Below are 23036 nucleotides of genomic sequence, written 5' to 3'. Positions count from 1 at the left end.
TCCGAACCCGGAAGCTAAGCCTGTCAGCGCCGATGGTACTGCACTCGTCAGGGTGTGGGAGAGTAGGACACTGCCGAACACCCGTTCCGGAGAGGGGACCCACTGTGTGGGTCCCCTCTCCGTGTTTGTGGGGGGTGCGACGTCCGGGAACCGACGAGGCCGGCGCGCACGTGGGATTCAGCTCTCAGCGTGCACGCCGACTTTCGGAGAGATCGGGGAGGCGTTCGTATTCGCGAGGCGCAGGGCGGATACGAACTCCGCCGGTACAACCGCGACGTTCGTATCTGCCCTACCGATGTCGATTCAGCGCCGGCCGGGTTTGGCGCCGGGCCGGGCGACGGCGTGCGGCAACGCACGTGTCAGGCGCGGCGCCCAACCGTGCGACGGCCAGCGCTTCAGGCCCAGGCGATCCGGTGTCAGACGAGTGTCGACGAACTGCTTCTCCAGCTCGTCGTCGGCCTCGCCGACGAAGCGGTACAGGATGGTGCCGCCGTTCTCCTCCGTCCGTGCCGCCGCCTCCCACCTGGAGGCGCGATAGACACCGCGGACGATGTTGTCGGCGACGACGATGATCGGAAGTCCGTCGATACCTCGGGCTGCGGCCCCGGCAGGCCAGGGACGAGAGGCGAGATCGCGGACTGCGTCAGCCGACGCGGACTTCGCTTCGTTGACTCGGAGAACCACACACGGTGTGGGTAGCTCCGGTGCGACCTCGGCGGAGTACTGACGGACGAGTTCTGCGATGGGTATCGCGGCGCGATCGGCCTCGGATTCCTCGGTGGTTCCCGCAAGATTCGTGAGGACGTTCTCTCCCCGGTGAGGTTCCAACAGTGCGAGTGCACCGATCACGGCTTGTGCGGTGGCGCCGGCGGTGTGGTCGGGGTCCGCTGCGGGACGGAGTGCGTCGGCAACGACGAAATGCTCGACCGAGTAGCCGGACTCGTACACCGCACGGATACGTGCGAGCGCAGCCTCGGTCTCGGGTGTGACGGCAGGGGTGGCTTCCCGACCGTCGGTGAGTTTGTGGGTTTCGCCGAGGGCGGTCCAGGTCAGAGCGAAGATTCGGTTGCCGCGTCCTGTCCCGACGTACAGGATGCTCCGGTCGCGGGGGTCGACGAGCGCATACACGTAGGCGCCGAGCTGATCGATGACGACGGTGGGTAGGGGCGCTGGAGACGGGGTGCGGTCGTCGACCTCGGTGACGATGGCGCGCAGCACGGTCAGACGCAGCGACACGGGCACGGTGCCTGCGGAGCCACCGAACAGTTCACGATTCGCGACGTCCACCGACCCGAACGTGCGTCCGATGTTGCGGGCGAGGGCACCGAGCGCGACGGTGAATTCGGCCAGACGTTGGCGCGGGTCGTCGGCCGTGTCGGGCAGTTCGTTGCTGGTGAGGAACATCTGGATCTCGGGCGATTCCAGGAGGGTCTGGGCGATGTTCGGAGGAACTGTCCACACGGTACGCATGTAGCGACTCTAGGCCAATCGGACGCTCGGGAACCGTTTCCGCGGGTGCCGTCGGCGTGCTGTTTCCGGTGCGGCACGGAAGTTCGGTCGACAATCCCGGCACCGGCGCCCCTGGCGTGACCGTTCTCGCATACCGTATACAGCGTGAGCAGCCCAGACCCAGATGCCGCGCCCTCGGCGGCGAGCACAGCATCCAACTGGCCCGCGATCCTGACCTGGCGGGCACTCGATGCTCCCCGTATGGAGTCGGTGCGGGTTCAGTTGAACGGTCGACGTGTGAAGGCGGCGGGACGGATCGTCGGCGCGGAATGCTCGGAACATCCCGCGTTCAGCGCCTCGTACGATCTGGTGACCGACGAGAACGGAGTCACGCGCAGGTTGTCGGTGCGGGCCACCCTCGCGTCCGGCGAGCGGCACATGTCGATCAGCAGATCCGAAGAGGGCATCTGGATGGTGGACAACGGTTCGCAGCATCAACGTTCGTCGTTCGGTGGGGCTCTGGACGTCGACGTGATCCTCAGCCCCTTCTTCAACGCATTGCCGATCCGCCGGTACGGACTTCAGACGGGCGCGGATGAACTCGAGGTACCCGTCGTGTACGTGAATCTCCTGGATCTGGGTGTGCAGGAGGCGACGGTGATCTACAGCAGCGCCGCGGATGGCATCCACGTGCTGTCGCCGGTGTCGTCGGCGTCCGTGACCGTCGACGCCGACGGGTTCGTGCTCACCTACCGGGGGCTCGCCGAACGGTTCTGACGCCCCATCAGTGCTCGGCGGCGCCTTCGACGGCGAGCGCGACAGCGAGGGCTGTGGATTCGGCGGGGTGGCTGCCGTGCCCACCGGTTCCCGACGTCAACCCGACGACCTGCAGCCCGACCGGATTCGGCCCGTCGTCCGGTGCCGGCACCGAGATCGCAGGCACACCCAGAACACTGAACGGGATGCAGCGTTCGAGCAGGGGGGCCCGCAGTTCGGTGGGGTCGCCGGTCGCGGGAGCCGACCGGACGGCGGTGGTGAGGGTGACGAGGGCGTCGAGTCGCTCCGACCGGCGCAGTCGCCGCAGCGCGGTGTGCCGGAGTCGTTCGGCCGTGCGCAGGGCGTGCAGGTACTCGTGAGCGGTCCGGTCGCGCTGCGCGGCGAGTAGTGCCGCAGTGGGAGGCTGGTAGCGACCGGGATTCGACTCGTACACGGCGCGGTGCGTCTCGTAGGCTTCCGATCCGGTCACGACGGGGTACGCCTCCAGCAGGGTGTCCGTCTCGGGGAGTTCGACGTCGACGACGTGTGCGCCGAGCGCCGCGAGGGTGCGACACGCGGTGTCGAGTGAGGCACGGGCCCGTGGGTCGTCGACGTCCCAGATCCCGCCGCGCAACCGCCCGATCCGCAGTCCCGACACCGGTGATCGCAGATGAGCGATGCCGGGTAGCGAACCCCAGGCGAGCGAGGCGTCCAGGGAGTCTGTTGCGAGCAGTCCCACATGGTCGAACGTCGTGGACAGTGGGAACGTTCCGTCGACCGACAGTGCACCGTGACCGGGTTTGAATCCGGCGATGCCGCACAGCGCGGCGGGAGTGCGGACGCTGCAGCCGGTGTCGGTGCCCACCGCGAGCGGTACGAGTCCACGTGCGACCAGCACCGCCGATCCCGACGACGACCCGCCACTGATGAGGCTCGGGTCGTGGGGGTGCGCGGCGGGGCCGTGTGCGTTGACGAGGCCGGTCGGGCCGTACGCGAACTCGTGGAGGTGGGTCTTGGCGACGACGATCGCGCCGGCCTCGCGTAGGTCTGCGACGATCCGGGCGTCGCGGGACGCCGGGGGTGCGTCGGCGAACACGTCGCTGCCGCAGCGGGTGGGGATGCCCGCCACGTCGATGTTGTCCTTGATCGCGACGGCGACGCCGTGGAGGGGGCCGATCCAGTTTCCGGCGGCGATCTCGGTGTCGGCGCGCGCAGCGGACTCGAGGGCCGCTTCGTCGTGGCGGGCGGCGACGATGTTCTCCCAGGGGGTGCCGGCGAGTGCGTCGAGTTCGGCGAGCACGTTCCGGACGTGGTCGGTTGCGGTGAGGGTTCCGGTGGCGAGGGCCTTGGCGGTGTCGCGCAGCGTCAACGCGTCCACACCTCGCCCCGCCGACCGGCATCGCGCATCTTCGTCAGCCAGCCGTCGTCGCCCGGCACGACGCCTTCGATCGGGTGCCGCTGCCGCTGTTCGTACCGTCGCCGCGCTTCGTGCCCCGCCCGCGTGAGTTCGCGTGTGCTGCCGGCGGCGAGCTGTTCGCGAGCTGCGTTCAGGACGTCGAGGGTTTCGTCGAGGGCGGTGAGGAGCGCCGGACCGTTGCCTTCACACATCGCGTCGACGAGTGCGGGTGCCGTTCCCGCCACGCGGGTTCCGTCGCGGAACGATCCGGCGGCCAGCCCCAGAGCGAGATCACCGCCGGCGGCTCCCGACAGGGCGAGCGCCTCGGCGAGGATGTGCGGGAGGTGGGAGATCCGCGCGACGGCCGCGTCGTGTTCACGGGATTCCGCGGGGACGACCACGGCCCCGCAGTCGAGTGCGAGGTCGGCGACCTGCAGCCAGGCGTCGGGGTTCGTTCCGTCGTCGACGGCCACCACCCACACCGCGTCGCGGAACAGATCGGCGGTGCCGGCCGACCACCCGGACTCGGCAGTGCCCGCCATCGGGTGTCCGCCCACGAACCGGCCCGACAATCCGTGTGCAGCGACCGCGGCGGCGACCTCGGCCTTGATGCTCACCACGTCGGTGACGGTGGTGTTCGGGGCGTGTTCGGCGATGGCGGACAGCACCGTGTCGACGGCGGGCATCGGCACCGCGACGACGACGAGCGCCCGCTCCGACTCGGCTCGTCGCAGTGCGGCGACGAGGTCGGTGGATGCATCGAATCCGTCGCCGACGGCGTCGTCGACGACCCGGGGTGATCGGTTGTAGCCCCACGCGCGGCGGCCGGCGGCGACGGCGGCACGCAGCACGGATCCGCCGATCAGACCGAGGCCGAGAACACAGATCGGGGTGGTGCAGTCGGATGTGGGCACCGAATCAGGTTGACACATTCGGCGCCGGACTTCTTTCCCGGCACCGAGCCGACTACCGTTGCGCGCATGGCTGCACAGGGTGTAGGGAAGGCGAGGTCGTCCGTGACGACGAACCCCGCCGCGAGTTCGGCCGGGGACCTCGAGGGGTTCGCGGTCGCCGTGACGCGTGAGGACGGCCGTTGGAAGTGCCGGCCGCTGACAGCGGGCGCGCTGGTGAGCCTGGAGACGGCCGAGACGGAACTGCGGGAACTCCGGAGTTCCGGTGCGGTGTTCGGGCTGTTGAACGTGGACGACGAGTTCTTCGTCATCGTGCGCCCCGCACCGGCGGGGGCGCAGCTGCTGCTGTCGGACGCGACGATGGCCGTCGACTACGACATCGCCGCCGACGTTCTGGACGCCCTCAACATCGACATTCCCGACATCGACCCCGACGATCTGGACGATGTGGAGCCGTGGGAGGAGGGCGACCTCGCGATCCTCGCCGACATGGGTTTGCCGGAGCCGGTGCTGTCGGTGATCCTGTCGGAGACCGACCTGTACCCGGACGAGCAGTTCGAGGAGATCGCGCAGCGCCTCGGATTCGACGACGTGTTGGGCGCGACCCTGGACAAGCTGCGCTAGATGGTTCTGCGCGGCGACGGAGTCGTCCGGAACGGCCGCGGCCTCCGGGACGACGAAGCTCTGATCCGCGTCGCGTTGGAGGCTGCGGCCGCGGCACCCGCCGGGGACGTTCCGGTGGGGGCGGTGGTGTTCGCGCCCGACGGGACGGTGCTGGCACGGGCCGCGAACTCGCGGGAGGCCACGGGGGACCCGACGGCACACGCCGAGGTGCTGGCGTTGCGGGCGGCCGCACGGGTGTACGGAGACGGCTGGCGACTCGAGGAAACGACGCTCGCGGTGACGCTGGAGCCGTGCACGATGTGTGCGGGAGCGCTCGTGCTCGCCCGGGTTTCGAGAGTGGTGTTCGGTGCGTGGGAGCCCAAGACCGGTGCTGTGGGGTCGCTGTGGGACGTCGTGCGCGACCGCCGGCTCACCCATCGACCCCAGGTTCGAGGGGGTGTGCTCGAGGGCGAGTGCGCGGCGGTGCTCGAAGAGTTCTTCCGCGACCAGCGCACACCGCCCATCGGGTCGTGACCAGGCGATTTCGGTACAGCCACCCGATCCGGTAAAGTCTTCTAGCGGTGGCGTGTCCGAGCGGCCTAAGGAGCACGCCTCGAAAGCGTGTGACGGGTAACCCCCGTCCGTGGGTTCAAATCCCACCGCCACCGCCACGAGTCCCCCACCTGTTCACACAGGTGGGGGACTTCTTCGTTTCCGACGGTTATCCGTCGATCATCCGCTGCACGACCGTGAGTAGATCGTCGACGTCGCGGGGGGTCGAGTCGGGTGTGCCCGACAGTGCGGCGTTGAAGTAGAGCCCGTCGCCGATGAGCATCACGGCACGGGCCGTGACGGGGTCGTCGATGGTGTCGACGAGAACATCGAGCCAGGTGCGGTGGATGTGGGCGAGGGCCTCTCGGGCGCGGGTGTCGGCGTCCTGGCTGAGGCGGGTGACGGCGACGATGGTCCGGTCGATGGGGGTGTCGGCGTAGACGGACGTGCGGATGTAGTACTCGACGGGACCTTCGGGTGCCTCGCGCATCTGCCGGGCGTCGGCGGCCGCGAGTTCCTCGACGCGTACGCACAATGCTTCGACGAGAGCGTCCTTCGACGGGAAGTGGTAGAGCAGTCCGCCCTTGGAGACGCCGGCGGCCGCGGCCACGGCGTCCAGGGTGGCGGCGCGTTCGCCCTGCTCGAGCAGGATCGTCACGAAGGCGTCGAGGAGTTTGGCGCGGGCGGCGGGAGGTGGTGGCACGGGCCGATGATATTACCGTCGTTACTATACCGTCCAGCTGGTACAGTAACGAGGGTTCGATCCGTACGACACCGAAAGCGCGATAACCGTGACCAGCGCACACCTCACGACCTCCGATCGGACCGTTGCCGGCGCGGCCGCGGGACCGCGACACTGGGCCGCCCTGGTCGTCCTGATGCTTCCGGTGCTGCTCGTGTCCGTCGACAACACCGTCCTCGCGTTCGCAGTGCCCGGAATCGCCGAAGCGCTGCAACCGAGCGGCGCCCAGCAACTCTGGATCGTCGACGTCTATCCGCTCGTCCTCGCCGGGTTGCTCGTCGCGATGGGGAGCCTCGGTGACCGCATCGGTCGTCGTCGACTGCTGCTCATCGGCGCCACCGGATTCGCCGCAGTGTCGGTGCTCGCGGCCTACGCACCATCCGCGGCCTGGTTGATCGTCGCCCGGGCGGCGCTCGGCATCTTCGGTGCGATGCTCATGCCGTCGACGCTGTCGTTGCTGCGCAACATCTTCCACGACCCCGACCAGCGTCGCCTCGCGATCGCGGTGTGGGCGTCCTGTTTCGCCGCGGGTGCCGCACTCGGCCCGATCGTCGGCGGATTCCTGCTCGAACACGCCTGGTGGGGTTCGGTGTTCCTGCTGGCCGTGCCGGTCCTGGTGCCGCTGCTCGTCCTCGCCCCCATCTTCGTGCCGGAGTCGAAGGATCCCGCTCCCGGACGCATCGACGTGGTGAGCATCGCGTTGTCGATGCTCGCGCTGGCACCGGTCGCCTACGCGATCAAGAATCTCGCGCACGGCGGGTCGGCGGTACAGACCGTGGTGCCCGCGCTGGTCGCGGTGACGGCGACGGTCCTGTTCGTGCGGCGGCAGCTGCGACGGCCCGACCCGATGCTCGACGTGCGACTCTTCACCGTCCGCGTGTTCTCCGGGGCGGTGGCGGTCAATCTGCTGTCGGTGTTCTCGCTCGTCGGATTCCTGTTCTTCGTGTCGCAACACCTGCAGCTCGTCATCGGGCTCGGACCGATGCGGGCGGGGACGGCTCTGGTACCGGGTCTTGCGGTGATGGTCGTCTCCGGTCTGGCCGTCGTTCCACTCGTTCGCTGGTTGCGGCCGTCGACGATCATCGTCGCCGGGCTGCTGCTGTCGGCGACCGCCTACACGGTGGTCCTCGTGTGCGCGTCGCCGACGGCGCTGACACCGATCATCGTGGCGTTCGTGCTCCTCGGCGCGGGGATCGGTGCCACCGAGACCCTCTCGAACGACCTGATCGTCTCGAGTGCCCCCGCGGAGAAGGCGGGCGCGGCATCGGCGGTGTCGGAGACGGCATACGAGATGGGTGCCGTGCTGGGCACCGCGGTGCTCGGCTCGATCCTCACCGCCTCGTACGCCGCGAACCTCGTTCTGCCCGCCGGGCTGGACGCCGATGCCGAGGCGACGGCACGGGACACGCTCGGGGGCGCACACGCGGTTGCGGAGGGACTCCCGGCGGATCAGGCGTCGTCGTTGCTCGCCGCGGCAGGGGAGGCCTTCGACAGCGGCGTGACCGCCACCGCGGGGATCGGCGCGATTCTGGCGCTCGCCGCCGCGGCCGTGGCGTGGACGGTCCTGCGTCCCCGCACCTCCGGCAACGATCGGGGCCGGTGACGGGGTCGGGGCCGAACCGTACGCGGCTCGGCCCCGACGGGGAAGGCATCGTGCGTCAGGTGGCGGACGTCGCCTCACGCACATCCGGTGTGTCGACGTCGCGCGTCCGTGCCGCGCGCGGCACCGTGAACGTCGCGACCACGGACGCGATCGCGACCACGAAACACGCCAGGGTGTACCAGAGGTTCCCGATGGGGTCGCCGTTCTCGGTCCAGCCGTCGACCGCGCCGAAGAACGCCGGTAGCGCCGCGATCCACAGCGCCGCCATGACCGCCAGATACACGATGGCGTACCGCTGCACGAACACATCGGTGTAGCCGGGTGGCTCGGCGCCGTCGCTCCGCAGCCGCGACCACTGCCGTACCAGGATCCATACGGCTGCCGCGGACAGCACCACGAGCTCTGTCGCGTACAGGAATCCGCGGACGGTGTCGCTGCCCATCCCGAACACGGTGGCGGGCAGCGGTAGGACGAAGGTGCCGACGGACGCGAGCACACCGATGACGACGGTGCGCCACACCAATTCGAGACCGGTGAAGCGGACGCCGCGATCGACGTGCCGGCCGACGAAGAACTGGACGCACAGCGCCAACGACATCGGCCACAGCGCCGCGAACACCACCACGCTCGGCAGCGGCACGGCATCGAAGAACGGCTGGTTGATGGGGTTCTCGAGCGACCACTCCCACCACCGCAGCTGAGGACCGAGGTGATCGAAGATCTCGTAGAACGCGTGATGGACGAATCCCACGCACACCGCACCGGCGATCGTCCCGTACTGCCGGAACACACCCAGCATCCGGACGATGCCGAACGCGAGGGTCGCCATCAACGGGTAGATCGCGACGATGTACAGAGGCAGTCTGCCCCACAGGAATTCGACCGTGAACAGGTTGTGCGCGAACATCGTGTCGACGTGCTGCTCGATTCCGAACGCGGCCGGGAAGTACAGCGGCGGCTCGATGATGAACAGGTAGGCGCAGGCGCCGAACCACAGCACCAGATTGGTGGGGTCGCCGTGGCGACGCATCCGGATGATCGCGTGGATCAGCGCGAGCACGGCACCGACGACGACGGTGACCTCGAGGACGGGCAGTGTCCAGTTCTCGAGGCCGAAGGGATTGCGGAGGACCACGAGACCGCCCGCCTCGTCGCAGGAGAAGCCCATCCGCGTCGCGAGGTCGGCGAACGTGGAGGTGCACAGGTCCGCCATCAGTTCACCCCGGGCGCGGCCGAGTCGGCGGTGTACCAGCGGGTGACGTCGTATCCGGCGTCGAACCGCTCGAACCAGAGGTCGGCCAGCGCGGGCAGGTTCTCGTGCGCGGGATTGTGTTTCGGCATCTGACTCCGAATGATGCCGACGAGCGCGACGAGTTGCTCGCCGAGGGGGAGCGCGTCGAACGCGCGCGGCATCGGCCCGTGGTCTGCGGCCGTCAGGCCCGGAATCACACTGAGCAGCTTCTGCTTACGCCGGTAGTTGGCGAACATCGACATCGCGTCGATCTTCCGCTCCTCGAGCGGGACGTGCTCGTTGAATCCGCGACACGCGATCTTGATGACGTCGAGGACGTGCTTGAACACCGACGGTGCCATCCGCATCCGGTAGGCGTCGCTGCCGACGACGTCGTCGAAGAGGATCAGGGCGGAACTGCGGTGCTCGACCTCCTCCACGAAGTGCCAGATGAACAGTGACGCGACGCGGTCGTCGCCCGGCCGGAACAGGGCGGCATCGTTGTCGAGCATCAGCTTGAACACCGGTGTGAAGGTCGCCTCGAGATCCGCGGTGTACGCGAGTCGGTAGTTCAGCGACGTGTCGGCGGTGAGTTCGTCGTAGGCGCCGATCACCTCGTCGAGGGTCTGTTGCAGGCCCGGGTAGTGCCTGATGAGGCCGCGGACGTGTTGCCGATGGGCGGTGGAGTGCTGCCCCTCCTGACGCATGAATGCGTCGGCCTCCTCGGCCACGTCTCCGTTCGTGAAGTGCGGTTTCGCCTGAAGCACCATCTTCACGATCATCTTCTCGAAGCCGATCGCCAGGAACGACACGGCGTTGGCCATGCTCGAGAATGCCGGGTTCTCCGGGTTCCAGAGAAAGGGGACCTCGTGGTCCTCGAAGGCGAAGTCCATCTTGCGGACGTGTAGGTCGGTCATCGTGCAGTACCTCGTCTTTCGGAGTCGGGTCTTTCGGAGTCGGGCCGATCCGGTCGTGGTCAGGGCGTGCGGGGACCGCAATGAGACAGATCATACACAGAATGTCTGGTTTGTATGATGACTTTTCGGTGGCGAGTTCGCGCCCACCCCCGGCCGGTGCGACCGTGATAGCGTCGGCAACTCGGCCGGGAGGAATCGGACAGTGGCGCGCAGGCGAGGGTGGGGCGGGAGTCCGCCCGACAGTGACGAGGAGGCGACCCGTCGCATCGTCGACGCGGCCGTCGACCTGATCGGTCGCACCGGGTCCGCGATCGCGATCGCCGACGTCGCCGAATCCCTGGGGGTCATCCGGCAGACCGTCTACCGCTACTTCCCGAGCGCCGACGCGTTGATGAAGGCCGCGGCGATCGCATCGGTGTCGGGTTTCCTCGATCGACTCGCCGAGCAGGTGCGCGGCATCGAGGATCCGGTCGACGCGACCGTCGAGGCGGTGGTCTACACCCTCGCCGAGGTGCGCCGCACACCGCACCTCGGCATCCTGCTGTCGAGTTCGTACGCCAACGTGCAGCCGCAGAACATGACCTCCGACGAGGCCCAGGCGTTCGGGATGACGATGATCCGGCGATTCGACGTGGACTGGGAATCCCACGGATACGACGACGCTGCGCTCTCCGAACTCGTCGAATACCTGTTGCGCACGATGCTGTCCTTCTTCGTCTCGCCGGGCAATCCGCCGCGTACCGACGACGAGATGCGCCGGTATCTGACACGGTGGGTCGGCTCCGCGGTCGCCGCGCAGCGCGACATGACCTCGGCCACCTGACCTACTGTCGGTGCATGCGGAAAGTAGGGTGGTCGATCGCCGCGATCGTGGTCGTGGCGTTGTTGGGATTCTTCGTGGCGCCCTGGGTGTACGGGACGTTCATCGCGGAGGACGACGCACCCGCAGCCTCGGTCGACACCTCCGGCGCGCAGGCCGCGACGATCGACCTCGGCGGCGCATGGATCGTCACCGCGGGATCCGCTCCGAACCGGACGGCCGCCGGGTACACCGTCCACGAGATCCTGCGCGGTGCCGACGTCACCGTCGTCGGGAGCACCGACCGGGTGTCGGGCACCGCGACCATCGACGGGCAGATCCTCACCGAAGCCGAGGTCACGGTGCAGGTCGCGGATGTCACCACCGACAACTCCCAGCGCGACGGCCAGTTCCGCGACCGGGTCATGGACTCGACGACCCACCCGACGGCCACGTTCGTGCTGACCGAACCGGTGGATCTCGCGTCCGTGCCCGCCGACGGCACGCTGGGTTCCGTGACCGCGACCGGAACCCTCACCCTGCGCGGCACCGACCGTCCCGTGATCGTCGACGTCGATGTGCTGCGCACCGGTGATGTCCTCGTCGCGTCCGGCAGCATCCCCGCCACGTGGGCGGACTGGGGAGTCGAACCACCGAACCTCGGGTTCGTGGCGGTCGACGACACCGGCAGTGTCGACTTCCTCGTCACCCTCGAGAAGAGCTGATCGATCGGTCGGGGGTGCCGGACGGGGAGGCGGCGGGCGCCCACCCCGGCGGGCCGAAGACGTAGCCGAGGCGGTCGCGCCAGGACGTCGCCGCGCGCCAGTCGCGGGCGATCGCGCGGTACTCGTGCACCTGCAGATCCCAGATGTTGTAGGTGCCGACCGGTTTGGTCAGCCCGTAGGTGGGTCGGTGACCTTCGGCGCGGAAGGTGCCGAAGAGACGGTCCCAGACGATGAGGATGCCGGCGTAGTTGCGGTCGAGGTATTCGGGATCGGACCCGTGGTGCACACGGTGGTGCGAGGGCGTGTTGAACACGAACTCGATCGGTGCGGGTAGCTTGCCGACCCGCTCGGTGTGCACGAAGAACTGGTAGACGAGGTTGACGGAGAAGCCTACGAACACCATCCACGGAGGGATGCCGAGCAGCGGGAGTGGCAGCCACATCACGATCTCGCCGCTGTTGTTCCATTTCTGGCGCAGCGCTGTCGCGAAGTTGAAGTACTCGCTCGAATGGTGCGCCTGGTGCGTGGCCCACACGAGACGCACACGATGCGACATGCGGTGGTACCAGTACCAGAGGAAGTCGACACCGACGAGCAGGATCACCCAGGTGTACCAGGCGTCGGCGGGCAGGTGCCACGGCGCGACGTACACCCACAGTGCCGAGTAGGCGACGAGGGCCAGCAGTTTCCATGCGGCGCTCGTGACGATCGAGACCAGTCCCATCGACAGGCTCGCGCGCGCGTCGCGCATCTCGAAGCCGCCGCGCGGCGGTCGGGTGCGGCCGTCGGCATCGGGTTCCACGTGCTCGAGGGTGCGGGCGGCAACCCACTCGAGCACGAGGAACAGCGCGAACGCGGGGATGGCGAGTGCTACCGGGTCGTGGAGCGGCTCGAACAGTGAGCCCCACGAAGAGAGCAGGGTCTCCCACATGACGGGTCCTCCGATGCTGTCTGTGACCGGACGTCCACTGTACGGGTATGTGTGCGGGATCACCAGCGCGGACCGGGTATTACCGTCCTTCCTCGTCGATTCGGTAGGAATTGGGTGTCGGGTCGTCATACGAGGGAAGCGGGGACCGCCGTGCACATCACCGCGAGGGTCGACTACGCCGTCCGCACTCTGCTCGAGCTCGCCGCGGCGGGAGAGGGGCCGGCGAAGGCCGAGAGCCTCGCGCGGGCGCAGGCCATCCCGCACAAGTTCCTCGAAGCGGTGCTCGCCGACCTGCGGCGGGGAGGACTCGTGCGCAGTCGTCGCGGTCCCGAGGGCGGGTACTGGCTGGCCCGCCCGGCCGACGAGATCTCGATCGCCGACATCATCCGCACCGTCGAGGGCCCGCTCGCGTCCGTTCGGGGCGAGCGACCGGAGGATGTCGCCTATTCGGGTGCCGCGGAGAAGCTGCGCGACGTGTGGATCGCCGTGCGGGTGAATCTGCGTGCCGTCCTCGAGGAGGTGTCGCTCGCCGACGTCGTCTCCGGTGACCTGCCCGACTTCGTCGGCGAGCTCATCGCCGACCCGGGTGCGTGGTCGCGCCGCACCGTCCGACCCGCGTCGTATGGCCTGGATTACCCGTCGTGAAGACGTGTGCGCCATTCCATAATTTTGCAGAGTCTCTGCAAAGTTGCAGAGCTCTGCAATTTCGGTACCGTCGATGAAGTGACCTCTCCGACCGGCCTGCGCGACCGCAAGAAGGCAGCGACCCGTTCCGCACTCGCGGCGGCGGCGGTCGAGCTCGCCCGGGAACGCGGACTGCACGAGGTGACCGCCGAGGCCATCGCCGCGCGCGCGGGAGTGTCGACCCGCACCTTCCACAACTACTTCGCGAGCAAGGAAGAAGCGCTTCTGCACCACCTCGAAGGTGTGGTCTCGGAGATGATCGACGTCCTCCGCAACCGACCGGTCGACGAACACATCCTCGATTCGCTCGAGGCCTGCGCGCTGGCGTTGCTCGACGATTCCGCGTGGTCGTTCGAGGAGATCACCGCGTGCATGGTGTTCGTCGAGGAGAACGCCGTGCAACTTGCCCGGCACATCGAGGCCGGACGCCGTTCGTCGCAGCTTCTCGTCGATGCGATCGCCGAGCGCACCGGCACCGACCCGGCGACCGACCTGTATCCCAACCTGCTGCACCACGTCACGACGGGCGCCCTCAAGGCCGCCATCGAGATGCACATGGCGGGAGCGTCCGCTCCGGTGGACGAACTCCTCCGTGAGGCATTCGCGCGTCTGCGGCGCGGCTTCGGCTGACGGGTACCCACCCCGACCATCTGACCGACACGTTTCGAAAGTGGAGGTGCCCCCGTGGCGACCTACCTGTATCGGCTCGGCAAGTTCGCCTACCGGCGAAAAGGTGCCGTCCTCTCGTTCTGGATCGCACTGCTCGTGCTCTTCGGTGTGGGTTCGGCGACCCTCGCCGGACCCACCACCGACTCCTTCTCCCTGCCGGGCACGCCGGCGCAGAACGCGCAGGACCTCATGGCGGACCGTTTCCCGTCTGCCGACGATCCGATGAACGGACTCAGCGCCCGCTTCGTGTTCGCCGCCCCCGAGGGACAGACCCTCGACGATCCGGAGAACATGGCGGCCGTCGACGAGGTGCTCGCCGCGGTCCGCGGACTCGATCGGGTGTCGGAACCGGCGAACGTCGACCCGGCCGTCGCCACCCCCGAACAGCAGGCCGGTGTGCTCGTCGCCCCGGTGCTCGCGGACGCGGGGCTCGTCGAGCAGGTGAAGGCGCTCGCCGCGCAGCAGGGCACCCCCGAGGAAGCGGCGCTGGCCGACGCGCAGGCGGTGTCGCCCCTGAGCGCCGACCGCACCGTCGGATACGTCACCGTGCCGTTCGACGGCGAGATCACCGATGTCGACCAGGCGATGCGCGACGGCATCGCTGCCGCCGCCGATCTCGGTCGCGACGCGGGACTGACCGTCGAGGTCAGCGGCACCGCCGCCGCCGAGATGGCGATGCCCGGCGGCACCGCCGAACTCATCGGCATCGGTATCGCGGCGATCGTCCTCGCCCTGACCTTCGGATCCCTCGTGGCCGCCGGTCTGCCCCTGATCACCGCGCTCGTCGGAGTCGGGATCGGCAGCATGGGCATCACCATCGCCAGCGGATTCACCGATCTGAGCTCGATGACGCCGACCCTCGCGATCATGATCGGCCTCGCGGTCGCCATCGACTACTCGCTGTTCATCGTGTCGCGCTTCCGGCACGAACTCACTCTCACCGACGACCGTGCCGAGGCCGCGGGACGGGCGGTGGGCACCGCAGGTTCCGCCGTCGTGTTCGCCGGGATGACCGTCATCATCGCGTTGGTCGCGCTGAGCGTCGTCGGCATCCCGTTCCTGTCGGTGATGGGGTATGCGGCCGCGTTCACCGTGCTGATGGCCGTGCTGATCGCGGTGTCGCTGTTGCCCGCCGTGCTGGGACTGTTCGGGAAGAAGGCCTTCGCCGGGCGCATCCCGGGGTTGAAGAGCGATGACGCGGAGGGTGGAGAACCCGGTTTCGCCGCGAAGGTCATCGCCGCCATCACCCGCCGCCCGCTCGTGCCGCTCGTCGCCGGCGTCGCGTTGCTCGGTGTGCTGGCGCTGCCCGCCGCCGGGTTGCGGCTGGCGCTGCCGACCGAGGCGACCGGTGATCCCGCCACCAGTGCCCGCCAGGCCTACGACCTCGTCGACGAAGGATTCGGGCCCGGACGCAACGGACCGCTGCTCGTCGTCGCCGACGCGCAGGACGCGACCGTGCCCGCCCCCGATGCGTTCGGCGCCGTCGTCGCCTCCCTCTACACCCACGACGAGGTCGTCAACGCGCAGGTCGTCGCGGTCAACGAGGCCGGGGACACCGCGCAGATCCTCGTCACCCCGCGGAGCGGCCCCACCGACCCCGCGACGATGGATCTCGTGTCGAGCATCCGCGCCGACGAGGCGCAGTTGCAGGGTGACTACGGGGTGTCGTTCGGTGTCACCGGCCAGACCGCGCTCGAAGGCGACATCTCGGAGAGCCTGCAGAGCGCACTCGCCCCGTATCTCGCGGTCGTCGTGGGTCTCGCGTTCATCCTGCTGATGCTCGTGTTCCGTTCGATCCTGGTGCCGCTCACCGCGACCCTCGGCTTCCTGCTGAGCGTCCTCGCGACGTTCGGTGCGACCGTCGCGGTGTTCCAGGAGGGCTGGGGCGGACTGATCGCCAATCCACAGCCGATCGTCAGCTTCATGCCGATCATCCTCATCGGCGTGGTGTTCGGTCTGGCGATGGACTACCAGGTGTTCCTGGTGACCCGCATGCGGGAGGAATACGTGCACGGGGCATCTGCGACGGAGGCGATCCGCAGCGGATTCACGCACGGCGCCCGCGTGGTCAGTGCGGCAGCGGTCATCATGATCTCGGTGTTCGCGGCGTTCATCGCCGAACCGGATTCGTTGATCAAGTCGATCGGATTCGCGCTCGCCGCCGCCGTGTTCTTCGATGCGTTCATCGTCCGCATGGTGATCATCCCGTCGATCATGGCGTTGCTCGGCGACAAGGCGTGGTGGCTGCCGAAGTGGCTGGACCGGATCCTGCCGAACGTCGACGTCGAGGGTGAGAAGCTCAGCCGTGAACTGGCGGTCGCGGAGCACGACGCGGACGTGACGGTCCGGGTGTGACACGACCCGGGGCCGGGGAGCCCGTCCAGGTAGCGTGATGCCCATGTTGGTTCGGCTCTTGCGACGCTTCCTGGCCCCGTACCGGGGTGAGTTGGCCGCGGTGGTGTTGCTGCAGCTCGTGTCCACCGCCGCGATGCTGCTGTTGCCCAGTCTGAATGCCGACATCATCGACGACGGTGTCGCGGTGGGCGACGTCGCGTTCATCACGCGCACCGGAATGCTGATGCTGGCGATCAGCGCGGTGGAAGTGGTGTGCTCGATCGGCGCGGTCTACTTCGCGGCGCGCGCCGCCATGTCCTTCGGTCGCGACGTGCGTGCCGCGCTCGCCCGCAAGGTCGGCGGTTTCTCGGCGCGCGAGTTCGGGACGTTCGGGGCACCGTCGCTGATCACCCGGAACACCAACGACGTGCAGCAGGTGCAGATGCTGGTGTTGATGACCTGCACCGTCGTCGTCACCTCCCCGATCATGGGTGTCGGCGGTGTGATCATGGCGTTGCGCGAGGACGTGGGAACGTCGACCGTGCTCGCCGTCGCGGTGCCCGCGTTGATCCTGACGATGGTGGTGCTCATCGCCCTGATGCTGCCCGGGTTCCGGATCATGCAGGTGCGCATCGACACCGTCAACCGGGTGCTGCGCGAACAGGTCAGCGGCATCCGTGTGGTGCGGGCCTTCGTGCGCGACGAGACCGAACGCGTCCGCTTCGACCGGGCGAACGACGACCTGACCGGCACCGCGCTGCGCGTCGGGCGCGTCAACGCCGTCCTGTATCCGGCGGTGCTGCTCATCGCCAACGCCAGCACCGTCGCCGTCGTGTGGGTCGGTGGTGGCCGCGTCGACTCCGGTGCGATGCAGGTCGGGTCGATCACCGCGATGATCACCTATGTCGCGCAGATCCTCATGGCGGTGTTGATGTCGTCGTTCGTGGCGATGATGGCGCCGCGCGCGGCGGTGTGCGCCGAGCGGATTCTCGCGGTCCTCGACACCGAACCGACGGTGGCCGCACCCGAATCCGCGGTCACCGAACTCCCGGATCGGATCACCCTCGAGGTGCGGGAGGCGGGATTCTCGTATCCCGGTGCCGACGCGCCGGTGCTGCGGGGCGTCGGATTCCGTGCGGAACCGGGAACGACGACCGCCGTGATCGGCGGTACCGGTTCGGGCAAGAGCACGCTGATGCGCCTGATACCGCGGCTCATCGATGTCACGGAGGGATCGGTGACCGTCGCGGGCACGGACGTGCGTGACCTCGACCCGGCGGTGCTGCGGTCGCGGATTTCGATCGTGCCGCAGAAGGCGTACCTGTTCTCCGGGACGGTCGCCGACAACCTCCGCTACGGCAGGCCCGACGCCACCGACGACGAACTGTGGCATGCGCTCGAGGTCGCGCAGGCCGCCGACTTCGTGCGGGCGATGCCCGACGGGCTCGGCACCGCCATCGCACAGGGCGGCACCACCGTGTCCGGTGGGCAGCGACAGCGCCTCGCGATCGCGCGTGCGCTGGTGCGTCGACCGTCGATCTATCTGTTCGACGACGCGTTCTCGGCGCTCGACCCGGCAACCGATGCGCGGCTGCGTGCCGCGCTGGTCCCCGAGACCCGTGACGCGTGCGTCGTGATCGTCGCGCAGCGGGTGTCGACGGTGCAGACCGCCGACAACATCGTGGTTCTCGACGGTGGTGCGATGGTGGACTCGGGTTCGCATCTCGGATTGATGGGCCGGTGCAGTACCTACGCCGAGATCGTCGAGTCGCAGAGGATGGCCGTCGCATGACGATGTCGGAGGAGACCCAGCCCATCCCGTCGATCCCGCCGGGGAAGGACGTCCCGCCCGTATCGCCGAAACCGTCCGTATCGCCCGAACCGGATGTGTCGCCGGATCAGGACGTGGCGCGAAGCGAATCCGCGCCCGAGGAACCCGCCGCGCCTCCCGTGTCCCGCGCACGCACGATCGGCAAGATCCTCGGTCTGCTGCATCCTCACCGGTACGCGGTGTACTCGATCCTGATCGCCGCACTGCTCGGTGTCGTCTCGCAGTCGATCGCCCCGTATGTGCTCGGCCGGGGAACCGACATCATCTTCAACGGTGTCGTCGGACAGCAGCTGCCGTCGGGGGTGACCAAGGAACAGGCCGTCGGGCAACTCCGCGCCGATGGGCGCGACCAGTTCGCCGACATGGTGGCGGGGATGGACGTCGTGCCGGGGGTCGGTATCGACTTCGCGGGTCTCGTGCGGACCCTGATCATCGTGCTCGCGCTCTATCTGGTGTCGTCGGCGCTGATCTGGATGGCGGCCTACGGGCTCAACGAGATCGTGCAGCGCACCGTGCGGGAGCTGCGGTCGCGGATCGAACGCAAGATCCACCGGTTGCCGCTGAAGTACTTCGACACGCATTCGCGGGGCGACCTGCTCAGCCGCGTCACCAACGACATCGACAACGTGTCGATGGGCATGCAGGAATCGATCAGCCAGTTGGTGCTGGCGGTGCTGACCCTGCTCGGTCTCGTGGTGATGATGCTGTGGCTCTCCCCGCTGCTCGCGCTCATCGCGTTCCTCATCGTGCCGCTGTCGGTGGTGGTGACGTTGCTGGTGGCGCGGCGGTCCCGCAAACATTTCGCGGCGCAGTGGGCGGCGACGGGCGAGTTGAACGGTCAGATCGAGGAAGCGTTCACCGGGCACGAACTGATCACCGCGTACGGGCGTACCGCCGAGGTGCAGGATCGTTTCGACGAGACCAACGGCAGGTTGTACGACGCGGCGTACCGGGCCCAGTTCGTCTCCGGCATGGTGATGCCGCTCGTGACGTGGCTCGGCAACGTCGTGTACGTGATCATCGCGGTGCTCGGTGGTCTGCGGGTGGCGTCGGGGACGGCGACGCTCGGTGAGATCCAGGCGCTGATCCAGTACTCGCGGCAGCTCACCCAGCCGCTCGCGCAGATCGGTGCGCTCGTGAATCTGCTGCAGTCGGCGACCGCCTCGGCGGAGCGTGTGTTCGCGATCCTCGACGAGGAGGAAGAAGAACCCGAATCGGATTCCCCGACGATGCCGTGGGGCCGGCACGGTCTCGTCGAGTTCGAGGACGTGGCGTTCGCGTACACCCCCGAGAATCCGCTGATCGAGAACCTGTCGTTGCGCGCCGAACCCGGGCAGATGGTCGCGATCGTCGGCCCGACCGGGGCCGGCAAGACCACCCTTGTCAACCTGATCCTGCGGTTCTACGACGTCGACGCCGGGCGCATCCTCGTCGACGGTGTGGACATCACGGAGATGTCGCGCGACGAACTGCGGTCGCGCATCGGGATCGTTCTGCAGGACACGTGGCTGTTCGGCGGCACGATCCGGGAGAACATCGCCTACGGCAATCCGTACGCCACCGAGAACCAGATCATGTCGGCGGCACGGATGAGTTACGTGGACCGGTTCGTGCGGGCACTCCCGGACGGCTACGACACGATCGTCGACGAGGAGAACGGCAGCCTCAGCGCCGGGGAGCGGCAGCTCATCACGATTGCACGCGCGTTCGTCGCGAAGCCGTCGATCCTGATCCTGGACGAGGCGACGAGCTCGGTCGACACCCGCACCGAACTGCTCGTGCAGCAGGCCACGGCGCGGTTGCGGGACGACCGGACGAGCTTCGTGATCGCGCACCGGCTGTCCACGATCCGGGATGCCGACCGGATCGTGGTGATGGAGGACGGCCACATCGTGGAGCAGGGCACCCACGACGAACTGTTGCACGCCGGCGGCGCCTACACCCGCCTGTACGACGCGCAGTTCCGGGCGCTCGCCGAATAGTAGGGACTCCTCACCGCAGCACCTCCTGCGCCGTGCGTTTCACCACCTCGGTGAGGGCGTCGAGGACCGGTGAGTCCATACGCCACCGCTGCCAGTACAGCGGGACGTCGAACGGGTCGTCGGGGGCGAGGTCCACCAGGTCGGTGTCGTCGCCGAGCATCGCGTCCGGCAGCATCCCCCACCCCAGCCCGAGGCGTACCGCGTCGACGAACTCGAGTGCGCCGGGTACGTAGTTGCGGGGTGGGTCGATGCGCCGCCGGGTGCGGCGGCGTTGGAACCGATCCTGCATGTCGTCCTTGCGGTCGAAGGTGAGCATCGGAGCGTTCCGCAACTCCACCGCGGTCATGCCGTCGGGGAACCAGCGTTCGGCGAAGTCGACGCTCGCCATCGCGTGATACCGCATGGCACCGAGCTTCTCGGAGGTGCAGCCCTGCACGGGTTCGGGAACGGAGGTGACCGCGGCCATCGCGGTGCCGTCGCGCAGCAACGCGGTCGAGTGGAACTCGTCCTCCCGGTGCAGTTCGAACAGGGCGCGGTGCCGCACGGGCATGCGGGCGAGCGCCCGGAGCATCCACGTCGACATCGAATCGGCGTTGACGACGAGCGGAACCGTCACGTAGTTCGTCTCGTCGGCGGTGAATCCGAGTTCGTCGGCGGTGTCCTGCTCGAGTCGCGCGACCTGACGTGCGAGTCGCATCAGGATCTCCCCCGACGGGGTGGGGACGACGGGCCGGGTGCGGCGCAACAGGACGCGGCCCACGTGCTGTTCGAGGGATTTGATGCGTTGGCTCACGGCGGACGGGGTGATTCTCAGTTCGGCGGCGGCGTTGTCGAACGATCCGCCGTCCACGACCGCGGTGAAGGTGCGAAGCTGCGCGAAGTCCACGTCCATATGAAGAAACTCTAATGCGAATGCAGAAGAACCAGTTTGTCCGCATAACGATCCGGTTTCTAGCGTGGGACGCATGTCCCTCGTCGTCGCAGGTTTCGTCACAGGTCTGTCACTCATCGTCGCGATCGGCGCGCAGAACGCATTCGTGCTGCGCATGGCCGTCGCGCGACGACACGTGCTGCCCGTGATCACCGTGTGCGCGGTGTCGGACGCGATCCTCATCGCCGCGGGCATCGCCGGTATCGCGACGATCCTCGATGCCGCGCCCGGCGCGATCGACGTGATCCGTTGGGCCGGGGCCGCTTTCCTCATCTGCTACGGACTGTTCGCGGCACGCCGCGCGCTGCGCCCGTCGGCGCTGTCCGCCGCTCCCGGTGGGGCCGTCACGATCGGTGCGGCACTGCTGACCTGCCTCGCTCTGACCTGGCTCAACCCGCACACCTACCTCGACACCGTGCTGATGCTCGGTTCCGTCGCCAACAACTACGGCGTGACCGGACGGTGGTGGTTCGGTGCCGGTGCGATCACCGCGTCCGTCGTGTGGTTCGCCGCGATCGGCTACGGTGCGCGCTACCTGCGGGACTGGTTCGCGAAGCCGGCGGCGTGGCGGATCCTCGACGGTGGCGTCGCCGTGCTCATGTTCGGCCTGGGCGCGAAACTCGTCGCCGGGGTGTGACGCGTCACCGTCACCGGCCGGCCGGATCGCCGGTCCGCGGTTCCAGATGCGTGAACACCGTCGTCCCGGGCAGCGCGTCGCGGAGATCGGACTCGAGTCGGTCCAGCAGATCGTGACCGCGCCGCACCGTCCACTCGCCGGGTACCCGCACCGTCAGGTACACGAACCGTTGCCGACCCGACTCGCGGGTGCGTGGCGGCAGGATCACCACCGGTTCGGCCGCGCGGAAGCGGTCGAGGACGACGTTCACCGCCGCGACGTCCTCCGGTGGTAGGGCCGCGTCGAGCATCCCCACGATCGACTGGCGCATCAGTCCCGCACCGATCCGCAGGATGTTCACGGCCACCACGATCGCGACGATCGGGTCGAGGACGTCCCACCCGGTGAGCACCACCAGAGCGACTCCGGCGAGCACCCCCACCGAGGTCCACACGTCGGTGATCAGGTGTTTGCCGTCGGCGACCAGCGTGATCGAGCGGTGTGCCCGGCCTTCGCGGATCAGCAGTGCGCCCACTGCGAGGTTGAGCACCGACGACGCCGCCGACAGTGCGAGACCGAGGCCGGGTTCGTCCACGGGCCGCGGATCCAGCAGTCGACCCGTGGATGTCCACAGGATGGCGGCGGCCGCGACGAAGATCATCGTGCCCTCGACGGCCGCCGACAGGTACTCGGCCTTGCCGTGCCCGAAGTCGTGGTTCTCGTCCGCCGGTTTCGCCGACAGACGCAGCGCCCCGAGACCGACGAGCGCGGCGATCAGATTGACACCCGATTCGAGGGCATCGGACAACAACCCCACCGACCCGGTGATCCACGCCGCGGTGCCTTTGAACAGCATCGTGGCGACGGCCGCCGCCACCGACAACAGCATGAACCGCATCAGCCGGGACTGCTGGGCCGCGGACGCGGCGGTGTCGGGCATGTCGGCGTCGCTATCGTGCGATCAGCGGGAACTGCCGCCCCGACACCTCCGAGGCCGTGACCTCGACGTAGTTGTACTTCGCGTCCGGCACCCACGGTGTGAGCCCCAACGCGTCGATGGCCGTGGTCTCGTCCAGCGTCCGCACCACTCGGGCACGTCCGTGCACCACGACGCTCCACGCGTCGTCGTCGCCGATGTGGTCCACCTCGAACGCGGCGATCGGGTGAACCGTCAACTCGAGCAACTTGTTGCCCTCGCTGCTGCGGAAGAAGATCTTCCGGTCCTTCGTGACGTAGTTGACCGGATAGATCTCGGCGCGATCGCCGAACACGACCACGAGCCGACCCACCCGCTCACTCGCCAGAAGCTCCCAGCACCTGTCCTCGCTCAACACATTGATGGGATCACTGTCCGATGCGTCGCCCACGGCGGCA

General features: G+C 68.2%; 22 protein-coding genes, 1 tRNA gene and 1 rRNA gene. 14 read left to right on the top strand and 10 right to left on the bottom strand.

Annotation, left to right across the window (positions count from 1 at the left end; translation table 11 throughout):
• Positions 1-79, top strand: a 5S ribosomal RNA gene (gene rrf, locus LDQ05_RS19995); the annotation flags it as partial.
• A gap of 224 nt (positions 80-303) precedes the next feature.
• On the opposite strand, the gene LDQ05_RS09720 is transcribed toward rrf, so the two are convergent.
• Complete coding sequence (locus LDQ05_RS09720; protein ID WP_226436726.1) at positions 304-1470, bottom strand: GIY-YIG nuclease family protein; 1167 nt, start codon at positions 1468-1470, stop codon at positions 304-306.
• A gap of 144 nt (positions 1471-1614) precedes the next feature.
• On the opposite strand from LDQ05_RS09720, the gene LDQ05_RS09715 reads away from it, so the two are divergent.
• Positions 1615-2226 carry a putative glycolipid-binding domain-containing protein gene (locus LDQ05_RS09715; RefSeq protein ID WP_226436725.1) on the top strand — a complete coding sequence of 204 codons (612 nt, stop codon included), beginning with the start codon at positions 1615-1617 and terminating at the stop codon, positions 2224-2226.
• Positions 2227-2233: 7 nt separating this feature from the next.
• On the opposite strand, the gene LDQ05_RS09710 is transcribed toward LDQ05_RS09715, so the two are convergent.
• Together LDQ05_RS09710 and LDQ05_RS09705 are read right to left on the bottom strand one after the other, a co-directional pair.
• Complete coding sequence (locus LDQ05_RS09710; protein ID WP_226436724.1) at positions 2234-3583, bottom strand: amidase; 1350 nt, start codon at positions 3581-3583, stop codon at positions 2234-2236.
• On the bottom strand, positions 3571-4533 hold the full coding sequence (locus LDQ05_RS09705; RefSeq protein WP_226436723.1) for a prephenate dehydrogenase: 963 nt from the start codon (positions 4531-4533) through the stop codon (positions 3571-3573). The genes LDQ05_RS09710 and LDQ05_RS09705 overlap by 13 nt, the downstream gene beginning before the upstream one ends.
• 48 nt (positions 4534-4581) lie before the next feature.
• Here LDQ05_RS09705 and LDQ05_RS09700 point away from each other — a divergent pair, with 48 nt between their 5' ends.
• The 3 genes from LDQ05_RS09700 (at position 4582) to LDQ05_RS09690 (ending at position 5786) form a co-directional block, all read left to right on the top strand.
• Positions 4582-5136, top strand: coding sequence for a tRNA adenosine deaminase-associated protein (locus LDQ05_RS09700; RefSeq protein ID WP_226436722.1), 555 nt, complete (start codon positions 4582-4584; stop codon positions 5134-5136).
• Positions 5137-5649, top strand: coding sequence for a nucleoside deaminase (locus LDQ05_RS09695; protein ID WP_226436721.1), 513 nt, complete (start codon positions 5137-5139; stop codon positions 5647-5649).
• 46 nt (positions 5650-5695) lie between these two features.
• A tRNA-Ser gene (locus LDQ05_RS09690) sits at positions 5696-5786 on the top strand.
• A 50-nt stretch (positions 5787-5836) separates the two neighbouring features.
• Here the strand turns inward: LDQ05_RS09690 and LDQ05_RS09685 are convergent.
• Complete coding sequence (locus LDQ05_RS09685; protein WP_226436719.1) at positions 5837-6370, bottom strand: TetR family transcriptional regulator; 534 nt, start codon at positions 6368-6370, stop codon at positions 5837-5839.
• A 175-nt stretch (positions 6371-6545) separates the two neighbouring features.
• On the opposite strand from LDQ05_RS09685, the gene LDQ05_RS09680 reads away from it, so the two are divergent.
• Positions 6546-8012, top strand: a complete 1467-nt coding sequence (locus LDQ05_RS09680) for an MFS transporter (protein WP_226436733.1) — start codon at positions 6546-6548, stop codon at positions 8010-8012.
• Positions 8013-8067: 55 nt separating this feature from the next.
• On the opposite strand, the gene LDQ05_RS09675 is transcribed toward LDQ05_RS09680, so the two are convergent.
• Positions 8068-9225 carry a hypothetical protein gene (locus LDQ05_RS09675; RefSeq protein ID WP_226436718.1) on the bottom strand — a complete coding sequence of 386 codons (1158 nt, stop codon included), beginning with the start codon at positions 9223-9225 and terminating at the stop codon, positions 8068-8070.
• Complete coding sequence (locus LDQ05_RS09670; protein WP_226436717.1) at positions 9225-10160, bottom strand: metal-dependent hydrolase; 936 nt, start codon at positions 10158-10160, stop codon at positions 9225-9227. Before LDQ05_RS09670 ends, LDQ05_RS09675 begins: the two co-directional genes overlap by 1 nt.
• Positions 10161-10362: 202 nt before the next feature.
• Between LDQ05_RS09670 and LDQ05_RS09665 the strand changes: the two genes are divergently transcribed.
• Positions 10363-10983: a TetR/AcrR family transcriptional regulator gene (locus LDQ05_RS09665; RefSeq protein ID WP_226436716.1), complete on the top strand. Its 621-nt coding sequence runs from the start codon at positions 10363-10365 to the stop codon at positions 10981-10983.
• A gap of 14 nt (positions 10984-10997) precedes the next feature.
• Complete coding sequence (locus LDQ05_RS09660) at positions 10998-11684, top strand: YceI family protein (protein ID WP_226436715.1); 687 nt, start codon at positions 10998-11000, stop codon at positions 11682-11684.
• Here LDQ05_RS09660 and LDQ05_RS09655 read toward each other — a convergent pair.
• The gene (locus LDQ05_RS09655) at positions 11665-12615 is read right to left on the bottom strand and encodes a sterol desaturase family protein (protein ID WP_226436714.1); all 951 of its coding nucleotides are present in this window, start codon (positions 12613-12615) and stop codon (positions 11665-11667) included. The two genes, LDQ05_RS09660 and LDQ05_RS09655, sit on opposite strands and share 20 nt — an antisense overlap.
• A 150-nt stretch (positions 12616-12765) precedes the next feature.
• On the opposite strand from LDQ05_RS09655, the gene LDQ05_RS09650 reads away from it, so the two are divergent.
• From LDQ05_RS09650 to LDQ05_RS09630, 5 genes are all read left to right on the top strand, one after another.
• A complete protein-coding gene (locus tag LDQ05_RS09650) occupies positions 12766-13260 on the top strand; it encodes an RrF2 family transcriptional regulator (RefSeq protein ID WP_226436713.1) in 495 nt (164 codons plus the stop codon).
• 78 nt (positions 13261-13338) lie between these two features.
• Positions 13339-13929: a TetR/AcrR family transcriptional regulator gene (locus LDQ05_RS09645; protein WP_226436712.1), complete on the top strand. Its 591-nt coding sequence runs from the start codon at positions 13339-13341 to the stop codon at positions 13927-13929.
• Positions 13930-13983: 54 nt separating this feature from the next.
• Positions 13984-16323, top strand: coding sequence for an MMPL family transporter (locus LDQ05_RS09640; RefSeq protein ID WP_226436711.1), 2340 nt, complete (start codon positions 13984-13986; stop codon positions 16321-16323).
• A gap of 43 nt (positions 16324-16366) precedes the next feature.
• On the top strand, positions 16367-18094 hold the full coding sequence (locus LDQ05_RS09635; RefSeq protein WP_226436709.1) for an ABC transporter ATP-binding protein: 1728 nt from the start codon (positions 16367-16369) through the stop codon (positions 18092-18094).
• Complete coding sequence (locus LDQ05_RS09630; protein ID WP_226436708.1) at positions 18091-20115, top strand: ABC transporter ATP-binding protein; 2025 nt, start codon at positions 18091-18093, stop codon at positions 20113-20115. The genes LDQ05_RS09635 and LDQ05_RS09630 overlap by 4 nt, the downstream gene beginning before the upstream one ends.
• A gap of 10 nt (positions 20116-20125) precedes the next feature.
• Here the strand turns inward: LDQ05_RS09630 and LDQ05_RS09625 are convergent, their stop codons facing one another.
• Positions 20126-21007 carry a LysR family transcriptional regulator ArgP gene (locus LDQ05_RS09625; RefSeq protein WP_226436706.1) on the bottom strand — a complete coding sequence of 294 codons (882 nt, stop codon included), beginning with the start codon at positions 21005-21007 and terminating at the stop codon, positions 20126-20128.
• A gap of 73 nt (positions 21008-21080) precedes the next feature.
• Between LDQ05_RS09625 and LDQ05_RS09620 the strand changes: the two genes are divergently transcribed.
• Positions 21081-21683: a LysE/ArgO family amino acid transporter gene (locus tag LDQ05_RS09620; RefSeq protein WP_226436704.1), complete on the top strand. Its 603-nt coding sequence runs from the start codon at positions 21081-21083 to the stop codon at positions 21681-21683.
• Between the two features lie 10 nt (positions 21684-21693).
• On the opposite strand, the gene LDQ05_RS09615 is transcribed toward LDQ05_RS09620, so the two are convergent.
• Both LDQ05_RS09615 and LDQ05_RS09610 read right to left on the bottom strand, forming a co-directional pair.
• On the bottom strand, positions 21694-22602 hold the full coding sequence (locus tag LDQ05_RS09615; protein ID WP_226436703.1) for a cation diffusion facilitator family transporter: 909 nt from the start codon (positions 22600-22602) through the stop codon (positions 21694-21696).
• 10 nt (positions 22603-22612) lie between these two features.
• Entirely contained in the window at positions 22613-23029 is a 417-nt protein-coding gene (locus LDQ05_RS09610) for a pyridoxamine 5'-phosphate oxidase family protein (protein ID WP_226436702.1), read from the bottom strand.
• Positions 23030-23036 lie beyond the last annotated feature (7 nt).

Origin of the sequence: Rhodococcus yananensis, from assembly GCF_020515525.1 — a bacterium.
GTDB lineage: Bacteria > Actinomycetota > Actinomycetes > Mycobacteriales > Mycobacteriaceae > Rhodococcus > Rhodococcus yananensis.
The sequence above is the reverse complement of the archived record's forward strand: the minus strand, read 5'-3'. Positions and strand labels throughout refer to the sequence as shown.